This window comes from Streptomyces sp. NBC_01260 (genome assembly GCF_036226405.1).
Taxonomy (GTDB): Bacteria; Actinomycetota; Actinomycetes; order Streptomycetales; family Streptomycetaceae; genus Streptomyces; species Streptomyces laculatispora.
Map to the genome: position 1 here is coordinate 571,340 of NZ_CP108464.1, position 24,360 is coordinate 595,699.

18 protein-coding genes, 1 tRNA gene and 2 pseudogenes are annotated in these 24,360 nt (G+C 71.0%); 11 read left to right on the forward strand and 10 right to left on the reverse strand.

Going from position 1 to position 24,360, the window contains the following annotated elements; translation table 11 throughout:
- Positions 1–188: 188 nt before the first annotated feature.
- Both OG322_RS02560 and OG322_RS02565 read left to right on the forward strand, forming a co-directional pair.
- Complete coding sequence (locus tag OG322_RS02560) at positions 189–929, forward strand: carbonic anhydrase (RefSeq protein WP_185095505.1); 741 nt, start codon at positions 189–191, stop codon at positions 927–929.
- Between the two features lie 413 nt (positions 930–1,342).
- Positions 1,343–1,597, forward strand: a pseudogene (locus OG322_RS02565) (tyrosine-type recombinase/integrase); the annotation flags it as partial.
- Positions 1,598–1,707: 110 nt separating this feature from the next.
- Here the strand turns inward: OG322_RS02565 and OG322_RS02570 are convergent.
- Positions 1,708–1,781, reverse strand: a tRNA-Pro gene (locus OG322_RS02570).
- Positions 1,782–1,909: 128 nt separating this feature from the next.
- On the opposite strand from OG322_RS02570, the gene OG322_RS02575 reads away from it, so the two are divergent.
- The 3 genes from OG322_RS02575 to OG322_RS02585 all read left to right on the forward strand — a co-directional run bounded on the left by OG322_RS02575 (position 1,910) and on the right by OG322_RS02585 (position 5,154).
- Positions 1,910–2,611 carry a transketolase gene (locus OG322_RS02575; protein ID WP_123464591.1) on the forward strand — a complete coding sequence of 234 codons (702 nt, stop codon included), beginning with the start codon at positions 1,910–1,912 and terminating at the stop codon, positions 2,609–2,611.
- Positions 2,612–2,666: 55 nt separating this feature from the next.
- Positions 2,667–3,569 (forward strand): transketolase family protein, encoded by a 903-nt coding sequence (locus OG322_RS02580; RefSeq protein ID WP_329305986.1) that lies wholly within the window; start codon positions 2,667–2,669, stop codon positions 3,567–3,569.
- Positions 3,570–3,717: 148 nt separating this feature from the next.
- Complete coding sequence (locus tag OG322_RS02585; RefSeq protein ID WP_329305987.1) at positions 3,718–5,154, forward strand: carbohydrate-binding protein; 1,437 nt, start codon at positions 3,718–3,720, stop codon at positions 5,152–5,154.
- 18 nt (positions 5,155–5,172) lie between these two features.
- Here OG322_RS02585 and OG322_RS02590 read toward each other — a convergent pair.
- A pseudogene (locus tag OG322_RS02590) lies at positions 5,173–5,785 on the reverse strand (hypothetical protein).
- A gap of 139 nt (positions 5,786–5,924) precedes the next feature.
- Between OG322_RS02590 and OG322_RS02595 the strand changes: the two are divergent.
- A complete protein-coding gene (locus OG322_RS02595) occupies positions 5,925–6,647 on the forward strand; it encodes a TetR/AcrR family transcriptional regulator (protein ID WP_124285734.1) in 723 nt (240 codons plus the stop codon).
- A 150-nt stretch (positions 6,648–6,797) separates the two neighbouring features.
- Here OG322_RS02595 and OG322_RS02600 read toward each other — a convergent pair whose 3' ends face one another.
- The 5 genes from OG322_RS02600 to OG322_RS02620 form a co-directional block, all read right to left on the reverse strand.
- The gene (locus OG322_RS02600; RefSeq protein ID WP_124285733.1) at positions 6,798–9,011 is read right to left on the reverse strand and encodes a right-handed parallel beta-helix repeat-containing protein; all 2,214 of its coding nucleotides are present in this window, start codon (positions 9,009–9,011) and stop codon (positions 6,798–6,800) included.
- A complete protein-coding gene (locus tag OG322_RS02605; protein WP_123464582.1) occupies positions 9,008–10,474 on the reverse strand; it encodes a M1 family metallopeptidase in 1,467 nt (488 codons plus the stop codon). Before OG322_RS02605 ends, OG322_RS02600 begins: the two co-directional genes overlap by 4 nt.
- Positions 10,471–12,144, reverse strand: coding sequence for an extracellular solute-binding protein (locus OG322_RS02610; RefSeq protein WP_123464580.1), 1,674 nt, complete (start codon positions 12,142–12,144; stop codon positions 10,471–10,473). The genes OG322_RS02605 and OG322_RS02610 overlap by 4 nt, the downstream gene beginning before the upstream one ends.
- Before the next feature lie 52 nt (positions 12,145–12,196).
- The gene (locus OG322_RS02615) at positions 12,197–13,057 is read right to left on the reverse strand and encodes a carbohydrate ABC transporter permease (RefSeq protein ID WP_123464578.1); all 861 of its coding nucleotides are present in this window, start codon (positions 13,055–13,057) and stop codon (positions 12,197–12,199) included.
- An 82-nt stretch (positions 13,058–13,139) separates the two neighbouring features.
- On the reverse strand, positions 13,140–14,153 hold the full coding sequence (locus OG322_RS02620; protein ID WP_123464576.1) for an ABC transporter permease: 1,014 nt from the start codon (positions 14,151–14,153) through the stop codon (positions 13,140–13,142).
- 341 nt (positions 14,154–14,494) lie between these two features.
- On the opposite strand from OG322_RS02620, the gene OG322_RS02625 reads away from it, so the two are divergent.
- From OG322_RS02625 to OG322_RS02645, 5 genes are all read left to right on the forward strand, one after another.
- Complete coding sequence (locus OG322_RS02625; RefSeq protein ID WP_329305988.1) at positions 14,495–15,481, forward strand: hydroxyacid dehydrogenase; 987 nt, start codon at positions 14,495–14,497, stop codon at positions 15,479–15,481.
- Between the two features lie 62 nt (positions 15,482–15,543).
- Positions 15,544–16,638 (forward strand): LacI family DNA-binding transcriptional regulator, encoded by a 1,095-nt coding sequence (locus tag OG322_RS02630; RefSeq protein WP_123464572.1) that lies wholly within the window; start codon positions 15,544–15,546, stop codon positions 16,636–16,638.
- A 158-nt stretch (positions 16,639–16,796) separates the two neighbouring features.
- Positions 16,797–18,161, forward strand: a complete 1,365-nt coding sequence (locus OG322_RS02635; protein WP_124285730.1) for a M60 family metallopeptidase — start codon at positions 16,797–16,799, stop codon at positions 18,159–18,161.
- A gap of 40 nt (positions 18,162–18,201) precedes the next feature.
- The gene (locus tag OG322_RS02640) at positions 18,202–20,643 is read left to right on the forward strand and encodes a polysaccharide lyase 8 family protein (protein ID WP_123464568.1); all 2,442 of its coding nucleotides are present in this window, start codon (positions 18,202–18,204) and stop codon (positions 20,641–20,643) included.
- Positions 20,644–20,682: 39 nt separating this feature from the next.
- Positions 20,683–22,608, forward strand: coding sequence for a DUF2264 domain-containing protein (locus OG322_RS02645; RefSeq protein WP_329305989.1), 1,926 nt, complete (start codon positions 20,683–20,685; stop codon positions 22,606–22,608).
- A 41-nt stretch (positions 22,609–22,649) separates the two neighbouring features.
- Here the strand turns inward: OG322_RS02645 and OG322_RS02650 are convergent, their stop codons facing one another.
- Genes OG322_RS02650 through OG322_RS02660 form a run of 3 tightly spaced genes read right to left on the reverse strand, consistent with a single transcriptional unit; the run spans position 22,650 to position 24,359 of the window.
- The gene (locus OG322_RS02650) at positions 22,650–23,237 is read right to left on the reverse strand and encodes a GAF domain-containing protein (protein ID WP_123464566.1); all 588 of its coding nucleotides are present in this window, start codon (positions 23,235–23,237) and stop codon (positions 22,650–22,652) included.
- Positions 23,234–24,010 carry a GTP-binding protein gene (locus tag OG322_RS02655; protein WP_241200308.1) on the reverse strand — a complete coding sequence of 259 codons (777 nt, stop codon included), beginning with the start codon at positions 24,008–24,010 and terminating at the stop codon, positions 23,234–23,236. The genes OG322_RS02650 and OG322_RS02655 overlap by 4 nt, the downstream gene beginning before the upstream one ends.
- A complete protein-coding gene (locus tag OG322_RS02660) occupies positions 23,988–24,359 on the reverse strand; it encodes a DUF742 domain-containing protein (RefSeq protein WP_185095503.1) in 372 nt (123 codons plus the stop codon). The genes OG322_RS02655 and OG322_RS02660 overlap by 23 nt, the downstream gene beginning before the upstream one ends.
- Position 24,360 lies beyond the last annotated feature (1 nt).

Here is a 24,360-nt window from a genome sequence, read left to right on the forward strand (position 1 = left end):
TGGGCGCACGTTCCGCAGGCCCGGCAGGCGCATAAGGCACTCGGCCGCCCGGGCCGGTTCTGTGGGCCGTCGGTGGCACAGTGTGCCGCACCCGCTTGCGCCTGCCGTCATGCTCGCGCACAACGCTGAACAATCGCCCTGGTCGAGATGCACGGATCCATCTCAGTGGACTGAAGGGAACAGCACCGATGGGCGGATCAGAACGTCCCGATCGCAGAACGCTGCTCGCCGGCGGACTCGTGGTCGCCTCGGCCGCGCTCACGGGGTGCTCATCGACGAGCGCCGCACCGCTGGCGGCCGGCACATCGCCAAACGCGCGGCCGAGCACGCCCACCGAGGCGTTCGCGAGACTGATGGACGGCAATAAACGCTGGGTGAGCGGAGACCTTCGGCATCCCGACCGGGATCCGAACCAGCGCGAGTTCGTGGCCCAGAAGCAGGAACCCTTCGGGGCGATCCTCTCGTGCATCGACTCCCGGGTGCCGCCGGAACTCCTCTTCGACACCGGACTGGGTGACCTCTACGTGATGCGCACGGGAGGGGAGGCGGTCGGTCCGGTGGTCACGGGGTCGGTGGAGTACGGGCCCATGACGAGCGGCACTCCGCTCATCGTGGTCCTCGGGCATCAGCGTTGCGGCGCCGTCGCGGCAGCCTACAAGTCCATCCGTGAAGGCAAGCCCCTTCCCGGCAACCTGAATGCGATCGCCAGGGCTCTGCGGCCGGCCTACGAGCAAGCGGTCCGGGAGGGCGGCTCCGATCCGGTCGAGACCATGGCCCGCGCGCAGGTCAAGCTGACCGCGGCCGACCTGCGTTCCAACCAGGACCTGGCCCCGCTCGTGGCGAAGGGCACCCTTGCCGTGGCCGGCGCCTACTACTCGCTCGACACAGGCAAGGTGGAAGTCCTGGCCGGCGCGCCTACCAGGCCGTAGACCCCGCGGACGGACCGGATCGACGCGCCTGGGGCACTGACTCAGGTCGTACGATGCCGCCTGGCGGCTGGCCAGGGTCATCCGGCAGCACGACGGACGGCCGGCGGCGCCCGTGGCGCAGGCTGCACGCTTTCCCCATCCACTGCGCAGCCCCGTCCATGCCGGTAGCCTTCACCGGCGGAACCGGCCGCAAGGAACCGCGCCGGCTGGCGAGAGTCCGGGGAGTACGCACGGCACTACCCGCCAGGTCACTCCCCCGCACCCCTCCATGCTGGTCAGGGCTTCGCAACCACCCATCGGGCTGGTTGGTCCCCTCCGGGACAACTGACCGGCACTCCAGTCGACCGCCCACCGCACGAAAACCGATGCAAAGGCAATCAAGATCCGGACCATCCCCGGGCCGACAGAAATGCGTGGTCACCAAGCTCGGCTACGAGCATCTGCGCCGCCATGACCTGCGGCACACCGGATTGACCTGGTTCGCCGACGCCGGGATCCACGTACACGTCCTCCGCAGGATCGCCGGCCACGGTTCACTGACCACCACCCAGCGCTACCAGCACCCGGATGTACACAAGATCACGGCGGCCGGGGCGGCGCTTTCGGCCCACTTCAGCGTGATGCGCGCACCGCGCTCACTGCCGAGCCCAATCGTCATGTCCCGCTGACCCGGTCAAGGACGCCAGCCCTCAGCTGGTCCCCTACTGATCCCCAGAAATGATCAAGGGCCGGTTTCGGATTTCTCCGAAACCGGCCCTTGATCGACGACTCTCACGAGTCGGGACGACAGGATTTGAACCTGCGACCCCTTGACCCCCAGTCAAGTGCGCTACCAAGCTGCGCCACGTCCCGATACCCGTCTGACCTGGGGTTTCCCCGTGGCCGAACGCGCATGAGAACAATACCGCACTTCAACGGGTGGTTACGAACACCTTTGGGCGCTTGACCTCAACCAAGCTTGATGTTGAACGCTGTGGTCCATGACGAATTCGACCGCCGCCCCCACGCCCACGTACCGCGATCTGCACCGACTGATGAGCCTGATGACCGGCGACGAGAAGCACGGCCCCGCCGCCACCTCGACGCTCGACGCCCTGTGGGTGCTGTACGACAGGGTGCTGCGGGTGACACCGGAAACAGTGGACGCTCCCGGCCGCGACCGCTTCCTGCTGTCGAAGGGGCACGGGCCGATGGCGTACTACGCCGTCCTCGCCGCCCACGGGTTCTTCGACGAGGAGCTGCTGGCGGGCTTCGGCTCGTACGACTCGCCGCTGGGCCACCACCCCGACCGGCTGCTGGTGCCCGGCGCCGAGATCGGCAGCGGCTCGCTGGGGCACGGGCTGCCGCTGGCCGTGGGGACCGCGCTGGGACTGCGGGCCCAGGGGCTGACCGGCCCTCGCGTGTGGGTGCTGACCGGGGACGCCGAACTGGACGAGGGCAGCAACCACGAGGCGATCGCCTACGCGGGCCCGGCGGGCCTCGACCAGCTGCACACCGTGGTGATCGACAACGCTTCGGCGTCCTACGGCCGCCCCGGCGGCATCGCCGCCCGGTTCGCGACCGCGGGCTGGTCGGTGGCCTCCGTGGACGGACGGGACCACGAGGCGCTGTACGACGCCTTCACCGCGCCGCACCCCGGGCAGCCGCGGGCCGTGGTCGCCCGGGTCCCCGCCAAGCGCTGAGCCCTCGCGTCAGTAACCCACCGCAACGACGGACAGAAGAAGAGGAAGACCTCAGATGGACACGATGCGCGACCGATTCATCGCGACCACCTCGCGCCTGCTCGACGAGGACCCCCGGCTGGCACTCGTGCTGGCGGAGATCAGCCGGGACGGCTTCGACCGGGCCGAGCGCACCCATCCGCACCGCGTCGTCAACGTCGGCATCCGGGAGCAGCTGCTCATCGGGGCCGGGGCCGGAATGGCGCTCACGGGACTGCGGCCGATCGTGCACACCTTCGCCAGTTTCCTGCTGGAGCGCCCCTTCGAACAGGTGAAGCTGGACTTCGGCCATCAGGGTGTGGGCGGGGTACTGGTCAGCGCCGGAGCCTCGTACGACTGGCCGGCCGGCGGATTCACCCACATGGCGCCCGGGGACGTCGCGCTCCTGGACACCCTCGACGGCTGGACGGTGCACGTGCCGGGACACCCCGACGAGGCCGAGGCGCTGCTGCGGGAAGCCGCCGCCGGGGACGACCGGGTCTATGTGCGGTTGTCGCTGCAGTCCAACGACCGGGCGCGCCCGGTCGGCGGGACGGGCGGGTTCACCACCGTGCGCGAGGGGACGGGCGGCGTGGTGATCGCCGTCGGGCCGATGCTCGACAACGCCCTCGCCGCGACGGAGGGGCTCGACGCGACCGTGCTGTACGCGACGACGGTGCGGCCGTTCGACGGGGACGGCCTGCGCCGGGCGGTGGGCGACCGGCCGGCCGCCGATGTCGTGATCGTCGAGCCTTACCTGGCGGGCACGTCCACGGCCGCGGCCAACGATGCGCTCATCGCACTCCCCCACCGGATCCTGGGGCTCGGCGTCGCCCGCGAGGAACTGCGCCGGTACGGACAGATGGACGAGCATCTCACCGCTCACGGCCTGGACCCGCGGGGCCTGCGGCAGCGGATCGGCGGGTTTCTCGGCCACTGACGAGGTTCTCGGCCAAGGAGACGACGGCGGGGCAGGCGGGTGGCACCGGCCCATTGACCGCGCGGAAGCCGTGAACCTAATCTGAGCGGCGTATTTCAGAAAGCGCTTTCTAACCTCCACGTCGGCATCTACCGCACAGGGAGCGCCCATGAGTCGCCACCCCTCGATCCGCCATGCCTCAGGGAGTCCGCGCCCGGCGCGCGGACTCCTGCCGCTCGCCGCCCTCGCGTGCGGCCCGGCCCTGATCCTCACCCTCCTGGTCACCTCGCCGCCCCGGGCGCACGCGGCCAGCCGTCCGCCCACCGGGCCGGCGTCGGTATCGCCCTCGTCGGCAGCCAGGACTCCCGCAGCCGGTGAGCAGAGCGCGGTCCGGGACGAAGGGATCATCGACGGATGCCCGGATGCCCACGGCCTCGCGGCCACCGAATCCGAGGAGGGACACTCCCGCAGACACCTGCTGGGCGAGGTCGGTCCGGGCGCGATCCCCGCCAACTGCACTGAACTAAGAGGAAGTTCAACTCAGGGGACGCGGCACGACGTCCACATATCCACCGGCCGGGACAATGGTCCGGCGCCCTTGACCGTCGCATTCTCCGGCGCCGGGCGCGGTGACGGTGCCGCTGCGCGGAACACCCGACACGTGGCGTACGCATGGGACTTCGACGGTGACGGCAGCACCGATTCGACGGAGGTGAACCCCTCACACACGTACCGCGGCAACGGCTCGCACTCCGCTCGGCTGGCGGTGACCTGGTCCGACGGCATCACGACCCGGGCCGCGCGGAAGATCACGGTCGGCAACAGCAGGCCTGTCGTGTCGATCGAACAGCCCCTGGATCACAGCGTGTTCGGGATCGGGGACACACTTTCGCTCACCGTGGGAGTGGCGGACACGGAGGACGGTCGAAGCGGGGCAGTGGACTGCTCGCGGGTGGTCGTGGAGTCACCGCTCGGCCGTGTCCCGGCACTGCGCCGGACCGGCGGCCGCTCCGGCTGCGCCGGCACGCTGGTGACCGGTCGCGAAGTGGCGGGCGACGTCGCGTACGGCCTCACCGCCCGCTACGAGGACGACGGAGCCCCGGGCGCGCCCGCCCTCACCGGGTCCGCGTCGGTGACGCTCCGGGCCGCCTTCTGCGAGGCGGAGTGGTTCACGGCGACCGGGGGCACGCACGGGGGCGCGGCGGCGGAAAGCCGTTCGGGCGACTCCGGCGGACGGCAGGCCGCGGAGATCGAGGACGGCGACTGGATCGGCCTCGGCACGGTGTCCCTGACGAACATCGGCTCGATGACGGTCCGCGCGGCCTCCGGCGGCACCCTCGAACTGCGCTCCGGCTCTCCGGCCGGGCCGCTCCTCGGAGAGGTCGCCATTCCCTTCACCGGCGGCTGGGACCGCCCCGTGTCACCGACATTCGCGCTGTCCGATCCGGGACACGGCGTGCGGCTCTTCGCCGTGTTCAGCAATCCGGCGTGGAGTGCGGACACGGCCGATCTGTTCGCGTTGGACTGGCTCCGCTTCAATGGCCCGGGCGCCGGCGACAGCCCGCGGGAACCGGATGTCCCCGGGGCGCCGGACGGGCGCCGGTGACCGCTGCGGCGGGCGCGCTCAGTGCGCGGCAATCAGTTCCCGGTACCACGCGAGCGTGGCGTCGACGGTGGCGGAGAGCGGGTTCGGTACGAGGCCGAACGCCTTCTCGATGGCGGCGGAGTCGACGATCTGCGCTTCCGTGTGCTGGTAGAACATCTCGGCGTACTCCGCCATGAACACCTCGTCGAACGGCCCGAACGGCCGCGGTTTCGCGACGACGGCCAGGGTCAGCGGACGGCCGAGGCGCTCCTCGACCATGGCCAGGATCCGGCGGGTGGTGAGTGCCGGGGCCGTGGGCAGGTGCCAGACCCGCCCGTCACCGTCCGGGTTCTCACCCAGCGTCGCGAGGCCCGCCGCGACATCGCCGATGTACGTGTAGCTGTGCGGCAGGTCGATGTCACCGAAGGCCGGCACCTCTCCCCCGGTCAGCGCGGCCGGGAACACCGCGCCGCCGAGCGTGGAGTTGAGGACGCCGGGCCCCACGAAGTCGGCCGACGCCTTCGAGCGCCGGTCCGCTGCCCGCCCGGTCGACGAGCCGGACCGGGTGGCCGCGACGGGCGAGTGCGACGGCGAGTGTCGTGCCGGCGGGACCGGCGCCCAGAACTACCTGAAGATCGCGTGCTGTGGTCATGGGTGCTCCCAGTGATTCGGAGAGATGCGCTACGAGTCATCGCTTCTGTTAGAGACAGTAACTCTCGCAATCAGTCATAGCAAAGTTCGCTGTTAGACTCCGTAACTGAAGCGAGCTTGCCTAACGGAAAGGGCCGGGAATGGCCGAGGCGCAACTGGGGCCACGGGCCCGGTACCGGGAGCAGACCCGGGCGGAGATCAAGGAATCAGCCCTGCGGCAGCTGGCCGACGGGGGTGTGGCAGCGCTCGCCCTCACCCGGATCGCCAAGGACATGGGCCTGTCCGGGCCGGCTCTCTACCGATACTTCGCCAGCCGCGACGACCTGCTGAACGCACTGATCAGGGACGCGTACGACGATGCCGCGACGGCCATCGGGGTGGCGGCGGCCCGGTCGGATGACGTTTCGGCGAGCCCGCGCGAGCGACTGCGCTCGCTCGCGGCCGCCTACCGGACCTGGGCGGTCGGGGAACCGCACCGCTATCTCCTGATCCAGGGCTCTCCGGTGCCCGGATATGTCGCGCCCGCCGACACGCTGGACCGGGCCCGCGCGGTCCTCGGGCCGTTCCTCGCGGTGTTCGCGGGCGGGGCTCCCGGAGCGGGTGTGACCCCGGTGGTGACACAGATGGCGGACTGGCTGGCCTCGGACGCGGCCGTGGGCGGCTGGGTGACCGAGTACGCGGCGGACGCCTCCGACACCGCGGCCTGCGCACGGGCGCTGGCGGGCGCGCTGCTCGCATGGGCGCAGCTGCACGGATCGGTGGGACTGGAGGCGGCTGGGCAGTTCACCGGGATGGGACACAGCGTGGACACCCTGCTGGATGCGCAGATCGGGATGCTGGCGGACGCCTTCGGGCTGGAGTGAGCCCCTCCCCCGGCCTCTGCCACAAGCCCGCGCCGGTTCCTGCGGGCAACGCTGACCGCCGGACAGGCCGATCGCCGGACAGGCCCAGGGGCCGGTCCGGCGATCGGTGTGTCATGTGCGGTGTGTGCGTTGCGTGGTGCGTGTGGTGTGTCAGGGGTGGACGAGAACCTGGGCGAGCGCCACCCGGCCCGTACCGGAGGACACGATCTTCACCGTGCGGGTCCGGCTGTCCAGGTTCACCAGCGTGGGACGCAGCGCCTTCCCGCTGATGTGCACCGTCCCGTCGTCCGTCACGATGTCGAAGTCGGCCGTGGTGGAGGAGGCGTCGTTCCAGATCTCGATCTGCCGGACGTGCCGGACGGCGCCGAGGTCCACCTGCCACCAGGCACCGGCCTCGGAGAGCGTGCGGGTGTCCGTGTTGGTGTCGGCGTCCAGGGCGCGTGCCGCCGTCGCCGTCCCCTCGGTCGAGGACTGGGTGGCTGTGCCGGTGCGGGCCAGGTCGGTGCGCAGCTGCTCGACCGGGCCGCCTCGGGCGCCCGCCCGTGCGGCGACGGCGAGCGCCTCGGCGGGCAGCCGGTCCAGGCCGGTGAGGTTGTCCGTCATGACGGAGCCGCTGCCGCCGAGGGCCGGGGCCGCGGTGTCGGTCCAGTTGCCGCGTGCGGTGTTCTGGATTCCGTAGTCCGCCCAGTTCGAGACCCACTTGTAGCCGATGCGGGTGATGACGTTCCGCTCGACGGTGATGTGCGAGGACTGCTCGTCGAGGTAGATGCCGTTGCCGTCGCGTTCGGTGTTGCCGTACGCGGAGCGGTTGATGTAGTTGCCGCTGAGGACCGTGCCGGGCTGGGCGCCCTGGGTGTAGATCGCACCGCCGTCGTGCTGCTGCTGCGCGACCTCCATGACGTCGGTGATGCGGTTGCCCGTCACCTTGTTGTCGCGCAGCACGGACTTCTGGGCCTCGGGCTGGTTCCAGCCCCAGCCGACCGAGATCGCGGAGTACGGGAGGTGGTCCAGGCTGTTGTGGTCGACGCTCAGCCCGGCCTCGTAACCGGCCCAGATGCCCACCGAGTCGGTGTACTCGACGCCGGAGCGGGTGATGGTGTTGTACGCGACGGTGTTCCGCTCCCCCGCCAGCGATGCGTCCGGCACCGGTTCGGTGTCGCCGACGTACACGGCGCCCGAGGACAGGTCCGTGAAGGCCGACCGGGTCAGGGAGCTGTCCTTGGTGCCGGCCTCCAGGATCGCGCCGGCGCCGCCGAGATGGCTGAACCGGCTGCTCTCGATGGACACCCGGCGTCCGCCGCGGACGGTGACCGCGGCGGACGGCTTCGTGTAGTAGCGGCCCGCGTGGTCGACGGGGCCGGTGGCTCCGGTCAGGGTGAGACCGGCCTGCATCCCCGCATAGCCCTCATCGGTGCCGGGCTGCCGGTACGCCGCGTAGGCGAAGCCGATCCCGCTGACGGTGACGTCGTGGGCACCGTCGATGACGAGCAGCTGTTCGGTGTGCGGAGTGACGGTCTGCGCGCGGCGCATGTTCTCGCCCTTGCGCGGCAGGTAGGTGACGGCGCGTCCCTTCGAATCCCATACGAACTCACCTGGCTGGTCCAGGAGTTCCGGGGCGTTCTCGAAGAAGGCGACGCCGCTGTAGCGGGTGGAGTCGACCGTCGTGGAGTCCCAGGCGGGTCCGGTGCGGTCGGTGCCGCCGGCCGAGTTGGTCCAGCAGGGCTGGACGAACGTCATGGTGTCGCCGCTGACGCCCGCGATCCGGCAGTGGTAGTTGCGCCAGCGGACCCGGATGACGGCTTCGGCGTCGGTGGGGCGCTGCCAGTGGTCGATTCCGGTCGCGGTGGCGCCGGTCATGCCGGTGGCGGTGGCGTCGCAGGTGCTCGCCGCGCAGGCCCCGCCGCGGGCGCGGGTGGCGCGCCTGCCGTCGACGAAGAGCTGGCGCGGGGTGACACCGGCGGGGACCCCGGCGCTCCAGGTGCCGTCGGCGTTGCGGTGCCAGCCGGTGATGTCCTGTCCGCCGGAGAGGACGGGGTGGGCGCCCGGGGCGGCGGTCCAGGTGATGGTGCGGCCGTTCCTCCCCGAGTCGGCGGCGCCCAGCCTCAGGGGCTCGTCGCGCTTGTACGTACCGTCCTTGAGGAGCACGCGGACGTCGCGCCCGGTCTCGGTGCGCGCCAGGTCCCGGGCGGCTTCCGGGGTGCAGGGCCGGGCGGCGGTGCAGGAGGAGCCCCGGCCGTCGGGGGACACGTACAACGAGCGTGCTCCGGGGGCCGCTTGGGCGCCGGGGGCGGCGAGGAGTGCCGCCAGGAATGCGGCGGTGGCGGCAGCGGCGGTTCCTCGTACGACGTTCACGGTGCGGTTCACGCGGTGGCCTTCCAGTCGGGGTGGCCGGGCATGGGCGGGTTGACGGCCCCGAAGAGCCAGTCGCGCAGGAACGGGTCCAGGGACCGGTCACCGGTGACGTCGACGGTGTGCCGGATGAAGGCCTCGCTGGTGTACGTGGAGTCCTTGAACCGCTTGACCCATTCGCGCATGACCGTGTCGAACTTCCGTCGGCCGGCCCGCAGGCTCAGGGCGTACAGCACGAGTGCGCCGCCGTCGTAGATGTTCGTGCCGCCGAGCGCCTTCGGCAGTCCGGGCGGGCCGTCGGCGGCGCGGACGGCGTCGAGCTTCTCGTACGTCGCCCTCATCTTGTCCTCGAGGACGGACCAGCCGCGCTCCTCGCCGTACAGACCGGCGTAGTACACGGCGGGACCCTCGTTCAGCCAGGCCTGCTGCCAGTCGTTCGGGGTGACGGAGTCGCCGAACCACTGGTGGACGAGCTCGTGCACCATGGTGGTCTCGTATCCGGGCCGGCCGTTGGCGTCGGGCTTGAACCAGTTGGTGGAGAACAGCGACAGGGTCTGGTTCTCCAGGGCGTCGGTGTAGCCGTCGTAGATGTGGACGCCGTAGACGGAGAACGGGTAGCGGCCGAACTTCGCCTCCAGCCAGGCCAGATGGTCCGGGGTGCGGGCCACGACCGGGCCGTACTTCTCCTCCTGGCCCTGGGGGACGATGTGACGCAGCGGCAGGCCCTGGTGGCTCGTGCCGTACAGGTAGGTGCCCTTGACGACGGCGATGCCGATGAGTTCGGTCGCCATCCGCTCGCGCAGCGCGAAGTGCCAGACCGTGGAGCCGTCGGCGCGCCGGGACTTGTGGGTCAGCTCGCCGTTGGCGGTGGCGACGAAGCCCTTGGGTGCGCTGATGTGGAACGTCCACGTCGCCTTGTCCGACGGGGTGTCGTTGCACGGCAGGAAGGTGTCGGCGCGCGAGGACTGGGCCGCCGAGGCGAAACCGCCGTCGGTGCCGAACCTCCAGCCGGTGAGGCCGAGTCGGGGCGCCTTGCCGTTGCCGCGGTAGCGGACCTCGACGGTGAAGGCCTGTCCGTCGTGGAGCGGGCGGGCCGGGGTGATCGTGAACTCCTGGCCGCTCTGGCCGGGGGTGAGCTCCCAGGTCGCGGGGCGGCCGGAGACGGTGACCGCGTCGATGGTGTGGCCGTCGGTGTCCAGGTTGAACGCGGAGAGGTCCTGGGTGGCCCTGGCGTTGATCTTCACGGTCGCGGTGAAGTCGTACGTCACCGGGGTGAAGTCGAAGGCCAGGTCGTAGTGGACGACCTGGTAGCCGCCGTTGCCGAGCGTCGGGAAGAGCGGGTCGCCGACGCCGTTCGAGCCGGGCTTCGGGTCGAAGCGGTGCGGCTGTGCGGTGGCGGCCGGGCCGAGGGCCGGTACGGCGGCGGCTGCGGCGACCGCCACCCCGCCGAGTCTGAGGGCCGTGCGTCGTGTCGTCACTTCTTCCCCTTCTGAGCGGCTTCCTCGAATTCGCCGCGGGCCTGCTCGCCGCCCTTGGCCAGGTAGTCCTTGACCAGCCGGTCGTAGGCGGACATGGGCTTGCGGCCGGAGATGACGTCCTTGAGCGCGTCCTGCTTGAACGTGTAGAGGCTGCCGTAGCCCTTGGAGTCCCAGGTGGGCGAGGAGTACTGGAGCGTCGGGTCCTGCTCCATGATCGGGATCATCTTGGTGAAGGCCTCGTGCACATGGCGGACGCCGTCCTGCGAGTCGGCGCTGAAGACGGCCGGGACGGCGGAGGAGATGAACTTCCAGGGCACGGTGACGTCCTGGGTGCCCTGCTTCGTGAGCGCCGGATTGCCCTTCGCGTCGCGGGTGAAGTCCTTGCCCTCGACGCCGTAGTTGATGAGCGTGTACTCCTCGCTGCCGAACGGTGACGCGGCGAAGTCGGCCAGCGCCAGGATCTGCCGCACCCGCTCCCCGGACGCGTTCTTCACATAGGTGTTCTCCAGCTTGACGTTGTCCATCCAGGCGACGGGCGAGGAGCCGAACGGCACGAAGGGCCTCGGGTCGTACTTCTTGTCGATCGCCTTCATCGCGGCGATGTAGCCGACCCCGGGCGCCAGATAGGTGGGCATTCCGTCGTAGACGTAGGCGCCCTTGCCGTTCTTGAACATGTCCGTGTACTGCGCCTTCTGCGCCCCGGACATCTGGAGGGTGCCCGGGTAGTAGCAGCCCGCCTTGTACAGCGACCGGGCGGTCTCCACCGCCTGACGGAACTCCGGGGTCTCCAGGTCGGTGGTGAACCTGCCGGTCTTGGGATCCATCCGCCAGGCGTACGGCGCGCCGGCCGACATGGCGAGGACGTTGGTGACGCCCGCGATGATCGCGTACTGGTCCTTCTTGGGGCGGGTCAGCTCCTTGCACGCCTCGACGAACCGGTCGAGGCCGGTGATCTGGTCGAGGCTCGTGATGCCGATCTCCTCGAACAGGTCGTGCCGGTAGAAGCCCGCACCGCCGGTGCCGGTACGCGCGATCGGGATGCCGTAGAGCTTTCCGCCGAAGATGGCGGACTGCCAGGCACCCTTCGGGATCGCGGCCAGGTTGGGGTAGTCCCTGACCTTGTCCCCGGCGAGGTACGGGGTCAGGTCGGCGCACTTGGCCCGCAGGAAGGCCGCCTTGTTGTCGACCCCGCCGACCTCTGGGTACATGAAGAGGTCCGGCAGGCTGTCGCTGGCGACCATGGTGGAGAACTTGGTGCTGTAGTCGTCCGCCGGGACGGCGGTGATGTTCACCCGGCCGCCGAGCAGCTTCTCGATGGCCTGCCAGGCGGCGTTCCTGCCGCGCGAGGGCGGCGGCGGCGAGAAGGTCTCCATTGTCGCGCTGACCGGCTCTGCACCCTTGAGCGGCGCGCCCTTGGTGGCCCTCAGCGGCTTCGCCGGGTAGCTGAAGAAGCCCTGCGGAACGCCGGCCGCCGTGCCGGCGAGATCGGGCTTGAGACCGATGTTGCGGATCGCGGTGTCGGGGAGCAGCGAGGCGCTCTTGGCCTCGGCCTTGGCGGTCGTGCCGCCGTCGCCGCAGGCGGCGAGCAGCGGGGCGGCGGCCAGTCCCAGACCGATGCCCGCACCCATGCGGAACAGCGCTCTGCGGTTGACGGGGGTTGAGCTCGGCACCTGAGTCTCCTTGGGAGAGGGGAAAGGAAGGAGTGGGGGGCGGTGGTTGCGCTCAGCCCTTGACGGCGCCGGTGAGCACGCCCTTGGTGAAGTAGCGCTGGAGGAACGGATAGACGCAGAGGATCGGTACGACGGCGATCACCAGGACCGCCATCTGAACGGCCTGCTGCGGGGCGAGCACCTCGCCGGCCGAGGCGGAGTTCAGGCTCTGGCCCTGGAGGACGTAGGTCCGCAGCACCATGGGCAGCGGCCATTTGTCGGAGTCGTTGAGGTACAGGAGCGAGTTGAAGAAGGCGTTCCAGTACGTCACCGCGTAGAAGAGGCTGATCACGGCGAGTACGGCCTTGGACAGCGGCAGGACGATCCGCACCAGGATGCGGAAGTCGCCGGCGCCGTCGACCTTCGCCGCGTCGTACAGCTCGTCCGGCAGGTTCATGAAGAAGGACCGCAGGACGACCAGGTTGAAGGCGCTGACCAGGGTGGGCATGACGAGCGCCGCGTAGGTGTCGTACAGGCCGAGCCCCTTGACCAGCAGGAAGTTCGGGATGATGCCCGCGTTGAACAGCATGGTGAACAGGGCGATCATCAAGATGGCGCGGGAGCCGGTGACGTCGCGGCGGGAGAGTCCGTACGCCATGCCGACGGTGACGAGCAGGCTGGCGAGGGTGCCGAGGACGGTGATGCCGACGGAGACGATCAGCGCCCGGGTGACGACCCCGCCGGTGAAGATCGTGCGGTAGGCGTCCAGATTGGGGTGGTCGGGCCACAGGACGAGGCCGGAGGCCTTGATGATGTCGGTCTGCGAGGCGAAGCTCGTACCGATGACGCCGACCAGCGGATAGGCCACCGCGAGGACAACCACGACAACGGCCAGCGCCTTGGCGGTCTGCCCCATGCGGGTCGGGCGTTCCATCCACGGCGGTCTGCCGTCGGTCCTGTTCCTGCGGGCGGGCCGGGGCGCGGGCACGGTGGTCGCGGACGTGGCGCGAGTCTTCTCAGCGGTCAGCACCGCGGTACACCCCTTCGTGGCCGAGTCGGTGGGCGAGCTTGTTCGCGCCCAGCACGAGGACGGTGCCGATGACGGCCTTGACGAGTCCGACGGCGGCGGCGACGCCCCAGTCGTTGTCCTTGATGCCGTGGTAGTAGACGTAGGTGTCGAGGACCTCACCGGCGTCGGGGCCGACCGCGTCGCGCTGGAGCAGGATCTGCTCGAAGCCGACGGAGAGGATCTGCCCGAGGTTGAGGATCAGCAGCAGGATGAGTACCGGGGCGATGCCCGGCAGGGTGACGTGCCAGAGTCGGCGCCTGGGTCCCGCGCCGTCGATGGCGGCGGCCTCGTAACTCTGCCGGTCGATGTTCAGCAGCGCGGCCAGGATGATGATCGTGCCCCAGCCCGCGTCCTTCCAGGCGACCTGAAGGGTCAGCAGCCAGGGAAAGGCGTCGGGGTCGCTCATCATGTCGTAGCGCGGCAGCCCCAGACCCCCCAGGACATCGGGCAGCAGTCCGGCGCCGCCCAGGATCTGCTGGAAGATCGAGACGATGATGACCCAGCCGATGAAGTGCGGCAGATAGACGACACTCTGCACGAAGCGCCTGATGCGGTCGCTCGCGATGCTGTTGAGCAGCAGGGCCAGTGCGACCGGGATCGGGAAGAAGAACACCAGCTGGACGAGGGCGATCTCCAGAGTGTTGAACGTCGCGCTCCAGAAGGCCGGTTCACCGAACGCCGCGGAGAAGTTGGCGAAGCCGACCCAGACGCTGTGCATGTATCCGAGATACGGCTGGTAGTCCTGGAACGCCACCACGTACCCGAGCAGCGGCACGTAGTGGAAGACGACGAAGTAGAGCAGGCCGGGCAGGGTGAGCAGCAGCATCACCCGGTCGCGCTTGATCCGCTGCCCGAGCGTCAGCCGGCGCGGTGCGGCAACGGCCCGGGCGTCGGGCGGGGCGGGTTCGTCGGCCCGCTGCCGCCGCTTTTCCCGCGGCAGCGGGGGTGCTGTGTCAGCCATGGTGCGTCCTGTTCGGCCGGGTGGCGCGTTGTGAGCCTTCTGCGGCCGCAAGTTAGTAAGCGGTTAACCCAAGCGTCAAGAGATCCGAGCGAACGTCTTTGTTTCGCAGTGCTCTCTCGAAGGAAATCCGGGCCAGAAAATCGCTGGATACACGGACACAACAGGATAGTTACCTGCGAGGACAGCTTGACGGTCGGCCATCACGCTCCCTAGCGTGCCGGTCATTCCATAGAACGCGATTACTGTCCGGAGGCAGGGTGCGAACCACCGAAGAGGCACCGGCTCGATCCGGTTCCGATGCCGCGACCCCGCCCGGAAGGCGGCCGCGCACGGTTCTGGTCATGAGCCCCGGACTGCTGGACGAGGTCTTCCCGCCTCCCGTCCGGGCCCGGCTGGAGGAGACGGCGGACCTCCTCGACCCGTCCGTGATCAGCGAGTTCGACTCCCCCGCCGCCACCGCGGCACTGTCCGAAGCCGAGGTGCTGCTGACCGGGTGGGGCTGCCCGCCCGTGGACGCCGCGCTGCTGGAGAGGGCGCCCGCGCTGCGGGCGGTGATCCACGCGGCCGGCACCGTGAAGACGTTTCTGTCCCTGGACGCCTTCGACCGCGGGATCGTCGTCTCCTCGGCCGCCGCCGCCAACGCCGTGCCGGTGGCGGAGTTCACCCTGGCCGCGATCATCATGGGCGCCAAGCGGGTGTTCCCGCTGGCGGGGCTCTACCGCGCCCGTCGCACCCACCGCACCGGCGCCGACCTCGACCGGCAGCACTGGCTCGGCACGCACGGGCTGACCGTCGGCGTCGTCGGCGCCTCCCGGATCGGCCGCCGGGTCATCGAGCTGCTGCGGGTCCTGGACGCGGAGGTGCTGCTGTACGACCCGTACGTGGGCGCCGCCGAGGCGGAGCGCCTGGGCGTCACCCCCGCCGATCTGGACACGCTCGTGGCGACCAGCGACGTGGTGACCGTGCACGCCCCGGACACCCCCGAGACCCGGGGGATCATCGACGCCCGCCGGATCGGCCTGATGCGTCCCGGCACGCTGCTCGTCAACACGGCCCGCGGCCCGCTGGTGGACACCGAGGCGCTGACCGGGCACCTGGTCAGCGGGCGGCTCGACGCGGTCCTGGATGTGACCTCGCCCGAGCCGCTGCCGGCCGGCCACCCGCTGTGGGACCTGCCCAACGTCTTCCTGACCCCGCATCTCGCGGGCGCCCAGGGCAACGAGGTGGGCCGGCTGGGCGCGCTCGCCGTCGACGAGCTGGCCCGGTACGCGCGGGGCGAGCCCTTCGGCCACCCGGTGCACCGGGCCGACCTGGGGAGGATCGCATGAACCCCGTCCCGCCACAGGCTCTAGGCTCGGCGTCACACAACAGCCACCAGGGGGTGAGCCGGATGCGCCGGCAGAACACGGCCGCGGACGGACAGCGGCGGGCGACGGTCACCGATGTCGCGCGGCTCGCAGGCGTCTCGACGGCCACCGTCTCCCGCGTCCTGAACCGCAACTACCCCGTCGCGGAGGCGACCCGGGAACGTGTCGAGTCGGCGATGCGCGAGCTCGGCTACGTGGTCAACGCGCACGCCCGCGCACTGGCCGGGGTCTCCAACCGGACCGTCGGCATCATCGTCAACGAGGTCATCGACCCCTTCTACGCCTATATCGCGCGGGGCGTGGAGCGCGAGGCCGCACTCGGCGGACGGCTCTGCCTGGTGTGCTGCACCCAGGGCGACCCGCAGCGCGAGCTGGCCTTCATCGACCTGATGCACGAGCGCAGGGCGGACGCGGTGGTGGTGGTCGGCGGCTCCATCGCCGATCGCGGCTACACCTCCGAACTGGCCCGCCGGGCACGTGAGCTGGACGCGGGCGGCTCCAAGCTGGTGCTGTGCGGCAGGCCGCCGCTGGGCGAGGCGGCCCCGACCGCCGCGGTCGAGTACGACAACGAGGGCGGCGCCTTCGCCATCACCGACCACCTGCTGATGCAGGGCCACGAGCGCATCCTCTACCTCGGCGGCCCGCCCAGGCTCTCCACTACCCGCGACCGGCTGGCCGGGCACCGGCGGGCCCTGGAACTGCGCGGACTGCCCGCCGATCCCGAGCTGGTCCAGCCCGGCGCCTTCAGCCGTAACTTCGGCTACCGGCGGATGAGTGAACTGATCAGGGACGGACTGGAGTTCACGGCCGTCTTCGCGGCGAACGACGTCGTCGCCGCCGGTGCCGCACAGGCGCTGGAGGAGGCCGGGCTGCGGGTGCCGAAGGACATCTCGCTGGTGGGGTACGACGACATCCCGGTCGCCCAGGAGCTGCGTCCCCGGCTGACCACGGTCCACGTACCGCTGGAGGAGATGGGGCGCCAGGCGGTGCGGCTGGCCGTCTCCGGCGGCGACGAGGACGACTGGCGGGAGCCGACCACGGGTGCGCTGCGGCTCGGTACTCACATCGTGGTACGCGATTCCGTCGGGCCCCGGGCGGGCCGGCCCTCGCGCAAGTGACCGGTTACTTCCCGCCTGTCCGCAGTTGGCCATAGAAAATCACAGTAACTTCCCGACTCCCCTTGCGGCTCGACAGCAACCGCTTACATGCTGACGGCACGCCTCACCCCGTTCCGCACGCTTCCGCCCCTCATTCATTTCTGCAGGGAGAGTTCCGCATGCGTAAGCACAGCCCCTCCGTCACGCCTTCCACCCCGGTCGGCCGCCGCTCCGTACTCGCCGCCGCGGCCGGTGCCGGAGCGGTGGCCGCGCTCGGCGCCACCGTCTCTTCGGCACAGGCCGCCCCCGGCCGGCCGCTCGCCCGGCCGGTCGCCCTGACCGTCACCGCCCGCCCCGCCGCCGAGGCCGAGCGGCTGCGGCTCGCACAGGCCCTGCGCGGCTCGGAGTTCCAGCCGACCGGCCTGTACGTGCCCGCCGGCACCCCGCTCTCACTGACCGTCCGGCCCCACGACGGCCTGCTGCCCACGCTCTGGATCGGCGCCTGGGACTACTACGGCGAGATCACCGAACCGCGCGGCTACCCGCTGACGGCCGGCGCCAACACCGTGACCGACCCGCACGGCGGCCCCGTCTATCTGACGCTCACCGGGCACGGCGAGCGGGTGGAAGTACTCATCCGCGCCGGAGCGGTCCCCATGCCGGTCTTCACCCTGGGCCGCACCACCGAGGCCGACTACCAGCGACAGCTCGACACACTGACCACGTCGCCCTGGGTCGAACTCCACGGGCCGGACACGATCATGACGCTGACCCGTGACGGCGCGCTGCGGTACCGGAGCGAGGACCACGCCGCACTGCTCCGGCTGGTCGGGACGATCATCGACTCGCACGCCCGGATCAGCGGGCTCGACGGCTCCCGGCCGGTGCACCGGAGGAAGGCGGGGCCGTACCACTTCACCGAGGTCAGCAAGGTGCCGACCGGTGTCGGCGCGTACGCCACGCACGGCTACAACGGCTTCCCGCGCGCCTATCTCGACCGGGCCACGACCGTCGAGGGACTGCGGACCCGCGGCTGGGGGCTGTACCACGAACTCGGCCACCTGCATCAGCAGATGGCCTACAAGCCGGGCGGCATGACCGAGGTCACGGTGAACATCTACTCACTGGCCGCGCAGCGCACCCTGAAGCAGCCGTCCAATCTGCTCACGGTCGACCCGGCGACCGGCCTCACCGCCTTCCAGACCTCACGGGCCAAGTTCGGCACGGCCGGGCTGACGTACGAGAAGTCCTTCGGCGCGTACGAGAAGCTCGTGCCGCTGCGTCAGCTGGAGCTCGCCTTCGGGGACGACTTCTGGCCCCGGCTGCACAAACTGGTGCGCGAGGAGAACCCGCAGTCCGACTCCACGGAGAACGACAAGCGCTACCGGGCGCTGGCCACCTACTCCAGCCGCGTCGCAGGCCACGACCTCACGGACTTCTTCGTCAACACCTGGGCCTTCCCGATCGACGCCGTCGGCCGGGCCGAACTCGCCGCCCTGCACCTGCCCCAGCCCCCCGTCGACCCGAGCACGCTCTCCGGCTGAGCGCCGTGAACACAGCGGACGCACAGGACAGGGAGTCATCGTGCAACTGAGCAGAAGGACCCTTCTCGCCGCGAGTGGCGCCACGGCCGTCGGCGCGGCGCTCGCCCCGACGGCGGGCGCCGCACAGGCCGCGGCCCCGGAACAGGCGGCAGGCACCGCACCGGATACCCGACCGATCGCGGACCAGGACTTCGACGGGCCCCTCCTGCGGGCGGAAACCCTGATCACCGGAGGCGGGTTCGACCCGTCCGACCCCGACTACGCCGCCGCCCTCGCGGCCCTGGACAGCGCGGCGAAGGAGCTGTGGGACACCCTGGACCGCAGCGCCGGACGCACCGCGCTGTGGGCCGACCTCTCCCCCGTCACCGATCCGGGCAACTTCGGGCAGAGCTACACCCGGCTGCGCACCCTCGCGACCGCGTGGGCCACGCCCGGCGCCTCTCTGGCAGGTGACGCGGCGACCGCCGACGCCCTGCTCGGCGCGCTCCGCTTCACCTACGACACCGCCTACCACCCGCAGGCGGGCGAGAGCGGCAACTGGTGGTTCTGGGAGATCGGCGCTCCCCGTGCGCTGATGGACTGCTGCGTCCTGCTGCGCGGGCTGCTGTCCGGCGGCGATCTCACGGACTATCTGGGCGTCGTCGACCGGTTCTGCCCCGACGCGGACCGCCGGACCAACTCGCCCACGCTCTCCGAGACGGGTGCCAACCGCACCGACAAGGCCGTGATCGTGGCGCTGCGCGGACTGCTCGGCAGGGACGGGGACAAGCTGGCGTCGGCCCGTGACGCGCTCTCCGACGTGCGCGACTCTGGCCGCAACAGCCTTTTCCGCTATACGAGTTCGGGTGACGGCTTCTACGAGGACGGCTCGTTCGTCCAGCACGACGTGGTCGCGTACACCGGCTCGTACGGCACCGTGCTGCTCGGCGGTGCGGCCTGGCTGATCTCGCTCCTGGCGGATTCCCCGTGGGCGGTCGCCGACCCGAAGGTGTCGGTGATGTACGAGGCCGTGGAGCGGAGCTTCGCACCGGTGGTCTTCGACGGGCTGATGATGGACGCGGTGCGCGGGCGGGCCGTCTCACGGGAACGCGCGGGTGACCACCGGGACGGCGCCGCGGCTGTCGCGGCGATCCTGCTGCTCGCGTCCGGAGCACCCGCCTCCTACGCGGACCGCTGGCGGCAGCTGGCCAAGGGCTGGCTGACCCGCAACCGCACCACCCCGTTCGCGGCTCTCGCCACACTGCCCCAACTGGCCCTGGCCAAGGCCGTGCTCAACGACCGGGACATCCGCACCGGGGCCCGTACGACGGGCAGCTTCGTCCTCGCCGACATGGACCGCGTGGTACACCGCCGCCCGGGCTGGGCCTTCGCGCTGTCACTGTCCTCGAAGCGGATCTCCGCGTACGAGGCGGGCAACGGCGAGAACCTGCACGGCTGGTACACCGGTGACGGCATGACGTATCTGTACGTCGGCGACGGCCTCGGGCAGTTCAACGACGGCTTCTGGCCGACCGTCGATCCGTACCGGCTCCCCGGCACCACGGTCGACACCCGCCGGCGCGAAGATCTCGGCACCGGCGCCGGTACGTCCACCTACCGGCCGTCGAACACCGTCGCGGGCGGGGCCGTGCTGGACAGCCGGTACACGGTGGCCGCGATGGAGGTGATCGGCGCCCCGGGCAGCACGCTTCGGGCCAGGAAGTCGTGGTTCCTGCTGGACAACGCGGTGGTCTCGCTCGGCGCGGGCATCACCGCGAGCGACGGCCGGGCGGTCGAGACGATCGTCGAAAACCGCGGCCTCGGCGCGCGGGGCCGCAACCGGCTACTGGTCGACGGTGTTCCGCAGCCCGTGGAGCAGGGCCGGGCCGATGAGTTCGGCCGGGCCCGGTGGGCGCATCTCGACGGTGTCGGCGGCTATGTCTTCCCCGAGGGGGCCCCGCTGCACGCTCTGCGCGAGGAGCGCACCGGGACCTGGCGGGCCATCGACACGGGGGCGGACACCAGTGGCAGCACCGATCCCGTCACCCGCCGCTATCTCACGCTCCGGCTGGACCACGGGATCTCGCCCACCGACGACGGCTACGCCTATGTGCTGCTGCCCGGCGCGTCGGCGGCCGCCACAGCGGTCTGGTCGCACTCCCGGCCGGTCCGGATCGTCGCCAACGACGCCGCCGCGCAGGCCGTGGAGGACCGCCGGGCCGGGCTGACCGCCGTGCACTTCTGGGGCGCCGGGTCCGCCGCCGGGATCACCTCGTCCGGCCCGGCGTCGGTGCTCGTGCGGCGAAGGGGCGCGCAGGTGTCCGTCGCGGTCGCCGACCCGGGCCGGACGCAGACCTCAGTGACGGTCGAACTCCCCTTCCGTGTGCGGTCGGTGGCGCAGTCCGATGCCACCGTGCGCGTCACTCCCGGCCGCAGGACCGTCGTCACGGTCGAGGCCGGCGGCTCCCGCGGCCACACCCACCGCACCGAACTCGTCCAGTAATCCGCCCCCTGAGCGTCAATCCCAAGGAGCAGCGCCACCATGTCCGTCGCCCCGCATCTGCAACTGCCGCCGACCGACCGGGTCCTGTCGTCACGTACAGGCTGGACCCGGGCGCACTGGGAGGCGACCGCCGACCGGATGCTGGACGCGCTGACGCCGTACGCCACACCCGGCTTCGCGCAGTACCGGCTGCCCGGCCGCGGCAGTTGGTCGGGGGTCGTCTCGGACGGTCTTGAGGGCTTCGCCCGGTCGTTCCTGCTCGCCGCCTGCCGGATCGCGGGCGCGGGCGGGGCGGTCGACCCCTCGCTGACCGAGCGCTACGCGGCCGGTCTCGCGGCCGGCACCGATCCCGGGAGCGGTGAGGCGTGGCCGCGCCTGACGGACTGCTCGCAGCAGATGGTGGAGGCGGCCTCGGTCGCGGTCGCCCTGCACGAGACCCGGCCGTGGATCTGGGACCGGCTGGACGCCGGGGTCCAGGAGCGGGTCGTCGACTGGTTCTCCGGGTTCGTCGGCGGTCGTACCTGGGACAACAACTGGCGGCTCTTCCAGGTGGTGTCCGAGCAGTTCCTCGCCTCCGTGGGGGCCCCGTACAGCCGGTCCGACATCGAGGGCGGACTGGACAGGATCGAGGACTGGTACGTCGGCGACGGCTGGTACACCGACGGGGACGGCCGCAATTTCGACTACTACGTCGGCTGGGCCATGCATCTGTACCCCCTGCTGTGGGCGCGGATCGCCGGGCCGGACGGCGACGGCGGACGGGCCGCGGTGTACCGGGAGCGGCTCAGCCGGTTCCTGGAGGACTACCAGCACTTCTTCGGGTCCGACGGCGCCCCGGTCCACCAGGGCCGTTCGCTCACGTATCGTTTCGCCGCGCTCGCCCCCGTATGGATGGGCGCGCTCGCCGACTGCACGCCGCTGGCGCCCGGCCTGACCCGCCGGCTCGCCTCGGGCACACTGCGGCACTTCGCGGAGCGCGGGGCGCCGGACGAGCGGGGGCTGCTGACGCTCGGCTGGTACGACACCTTCCTGCCGACCACCCAGCCGTACTCGGGACCGGCCTCCCCGTACTGGGCGAGCAAGGGCTTCCTCGGGCTGCTGCTTCCGGCGGACCACGCGGTGTGGACGGAGCGTGAACTACCGTTGCCTGTCGAGGAGTCCGACACGTACACCGCTCTGCCCGCGCCGGGCTGGCTGCTGCACGGCACCCGGCACGACGGGATCGTCCGGCTGGTCAACCACGGCAGCGACCACAATCCACCCGCGCCCGCCCCGGCCGACGCCGATCCGGACCTGGGTGCGGGCGAGGACGACCCGCACTACGCGAAGCTCGGGTACTCGACGGCGACCGCGCCGGAGTCCGCGCCGCACGCCCTGGCCCGTACCGTCGACGGTCACCTGGCCCTGGTCGCCCCGGACGGCACCCCGTCGCGGCGCCGCCGGATCCATCCGCTGCGCTGCGAGGACCGTGTCGCCGCGTCCTGGTCGGCGGCGCGGCTGCCGGGTGACGAGCGCGCGTACCGGATCGGGACGACGAGCGTGCTGCACGGCCCGTGGGAGATCCGGGTGCACCGGGTCGAGTCGCCGGAGGGCGCGGTGGTCCGGGAGGGCGGCCACGCGGTCGCCGACCGGACGAGCCCGTTCGCCTCGTCGGGGCCGGACTGGGCGCTCGCCCGTACGGCCGAGGGGCTGACCAGCGCGGTGGTCGCGCTGTACGGGTGGGACGGCGGCGCCGACGGGGCGGCGGTGGCCCGCGATGTGGAGTCCAACGCGTACGGACCGCACTCGGCGGTCCCGTATCTGCGCAGCGCACCGCATCCGGGCGGCCGGAGCGTTCATGTGTCGCTCGCCGTGCTGTCCCGCGGCAGTGTCCATCCGGAGGCGCTCCGTACGGCGGTGCGCGTGCGGGTGGACGGCGACGCGGTCGTCCTGACCTTCCTGGACGGGAGCCGGGTCGAGGTCTGACCGGCGCCGGCGGGCTCCGGGCCTCGGCCGGCGGCCCGGGCTCAGATTCCGATGCTGTTGTCCTCCCGGCGGTGGATGTGCCCGATCAGCTCCTGCGCCAGGGACTTGATCGTGTCGAGCCCGGCCCGCCCCCACGCGCGGGGCACGGTGTCCACGGCGCAGACGGCGCCCAGGGCGATCCCCGTGCGGTCGATGAGCGGCGCCCCGAGGTAGGAGCGGATGCCTATGTCGTCGACGACCGGGTTCCCGGCGAACCGCGGATAGTCGCAGACGTCCTCCAGGACCAGCGCCCTGCGCCGCACCACGACGTGCGGGCAGTAGCCGTGGTCGAGGGCCATATAGCGGCTGCTGCGGCCACTGCCCGCCGCCGTGGCTCCCAGGTCGGCGCCCTTGCGGATGCCTGCCGGGGTGTGCAGCCCGGCGTAGAACTGCCGGTTGCCGTCGATGAAGTTGACCATCGAGAAGGGCACGTCGGTCACTTCGGCCACCCGGTCGGCGAAGGCGTCGAAGTTGTCGAACGAGGCGTCGGACCGCTCCCCCAGGCCGAGGCTGCGCAGCCGCTGGGTCCGGACGGGGGCGTCGCTGTCGACGGGGGTCAGCAGCATCCGCCCGATGGCGTGCGGGATCACGTACGGACTCCGAAACTGCCGTGTCCGGAGAGCGGGGCAGGCTCGGCGGTGGCATTGATGAGGTGCTGGACGAGGGTGACCAGCGCGCCGGTTCCCGAGCTGGCGATCCGGGCGTCGCACAGGACGACCGGTACGGCGGGTGCCAGATCGAGCGCGGCCCGTACCTCCTGGGGGCCGTAGCGGAAGGCGCCGTCGAACTCGTTGACGGCGACGATGAATCCGATGCCGCGCCGCTCGAAGAAGTCGACGGCCGCGAAGCACTCCTCCAGCCTGCGGGTGTCTGCGATGACCACCGCTCCGAGCGCGCCCTGGGAGAGCTCGTCCCACATGAACCAGAAGCGTTCCTGGCCGGGTGTGCCGAACAGATAGAGCACATGCTGCTCGTCCAGCGTGATGCGCCCGAAGTCCATGGCCACCGTGGTCGAGGTCTTGGACTCGATGCCTTCGAGGCTGTCGGTCGCCGCGCTGACCTGGGTCAGCAGCTCCTCCGTACTCAGCGGTGCGATCTCGCTGACCGCGCCGACGAAGGTGGTCTTGCCGACACCGAACCCGCCCGCCACCAGCACCTTGAGCGCGACGGGAAAACCCTCGGGACTGCCGGGTGCTTCCGCGTACCCGAGGGAGCCGGGGGCTTCCGCGTACCCCCCGTTCCCCGGGGCCTCGGCGTGACCAGCGATCCCGGGGCCCTCCGCATAGCCGACGTTTCCGGGGCTCCCGGTCCCCGCGTACGGGGCGGAGCTGTCGAAACCGTCAGAGCTGTCGTCGTAAGCCATCGAGCACTGCCTCCAGCAGGGATCGGTCAGTGGGCATGTCATGGAAGGCGGGCGGGTGCGCGGTGACCGCTCCGCAGTCGACCAGGTCGGAGAGGAGCACCTTGGTGACGACCGCGGGCAGCCGCAGGTGTGCGGCGATCTCGGCCACCGAGGTGGGGCCGTCGCACAGTTCCAGCGCCACCGAGTGCTCGGGGCCGAGGTGGACCTGCGGAACGGTTCCGGTGGCCATCACCAGGGAGAGGAGGTCGAGCACGGTGGTGGGACGGGTGCGGCCGCCGCTCACCGTGTACGGGCGGATGAGGCGCCCGGCCGCATCGTCGAGCAACGGCGCGTCCTGGGTGGCCGACACG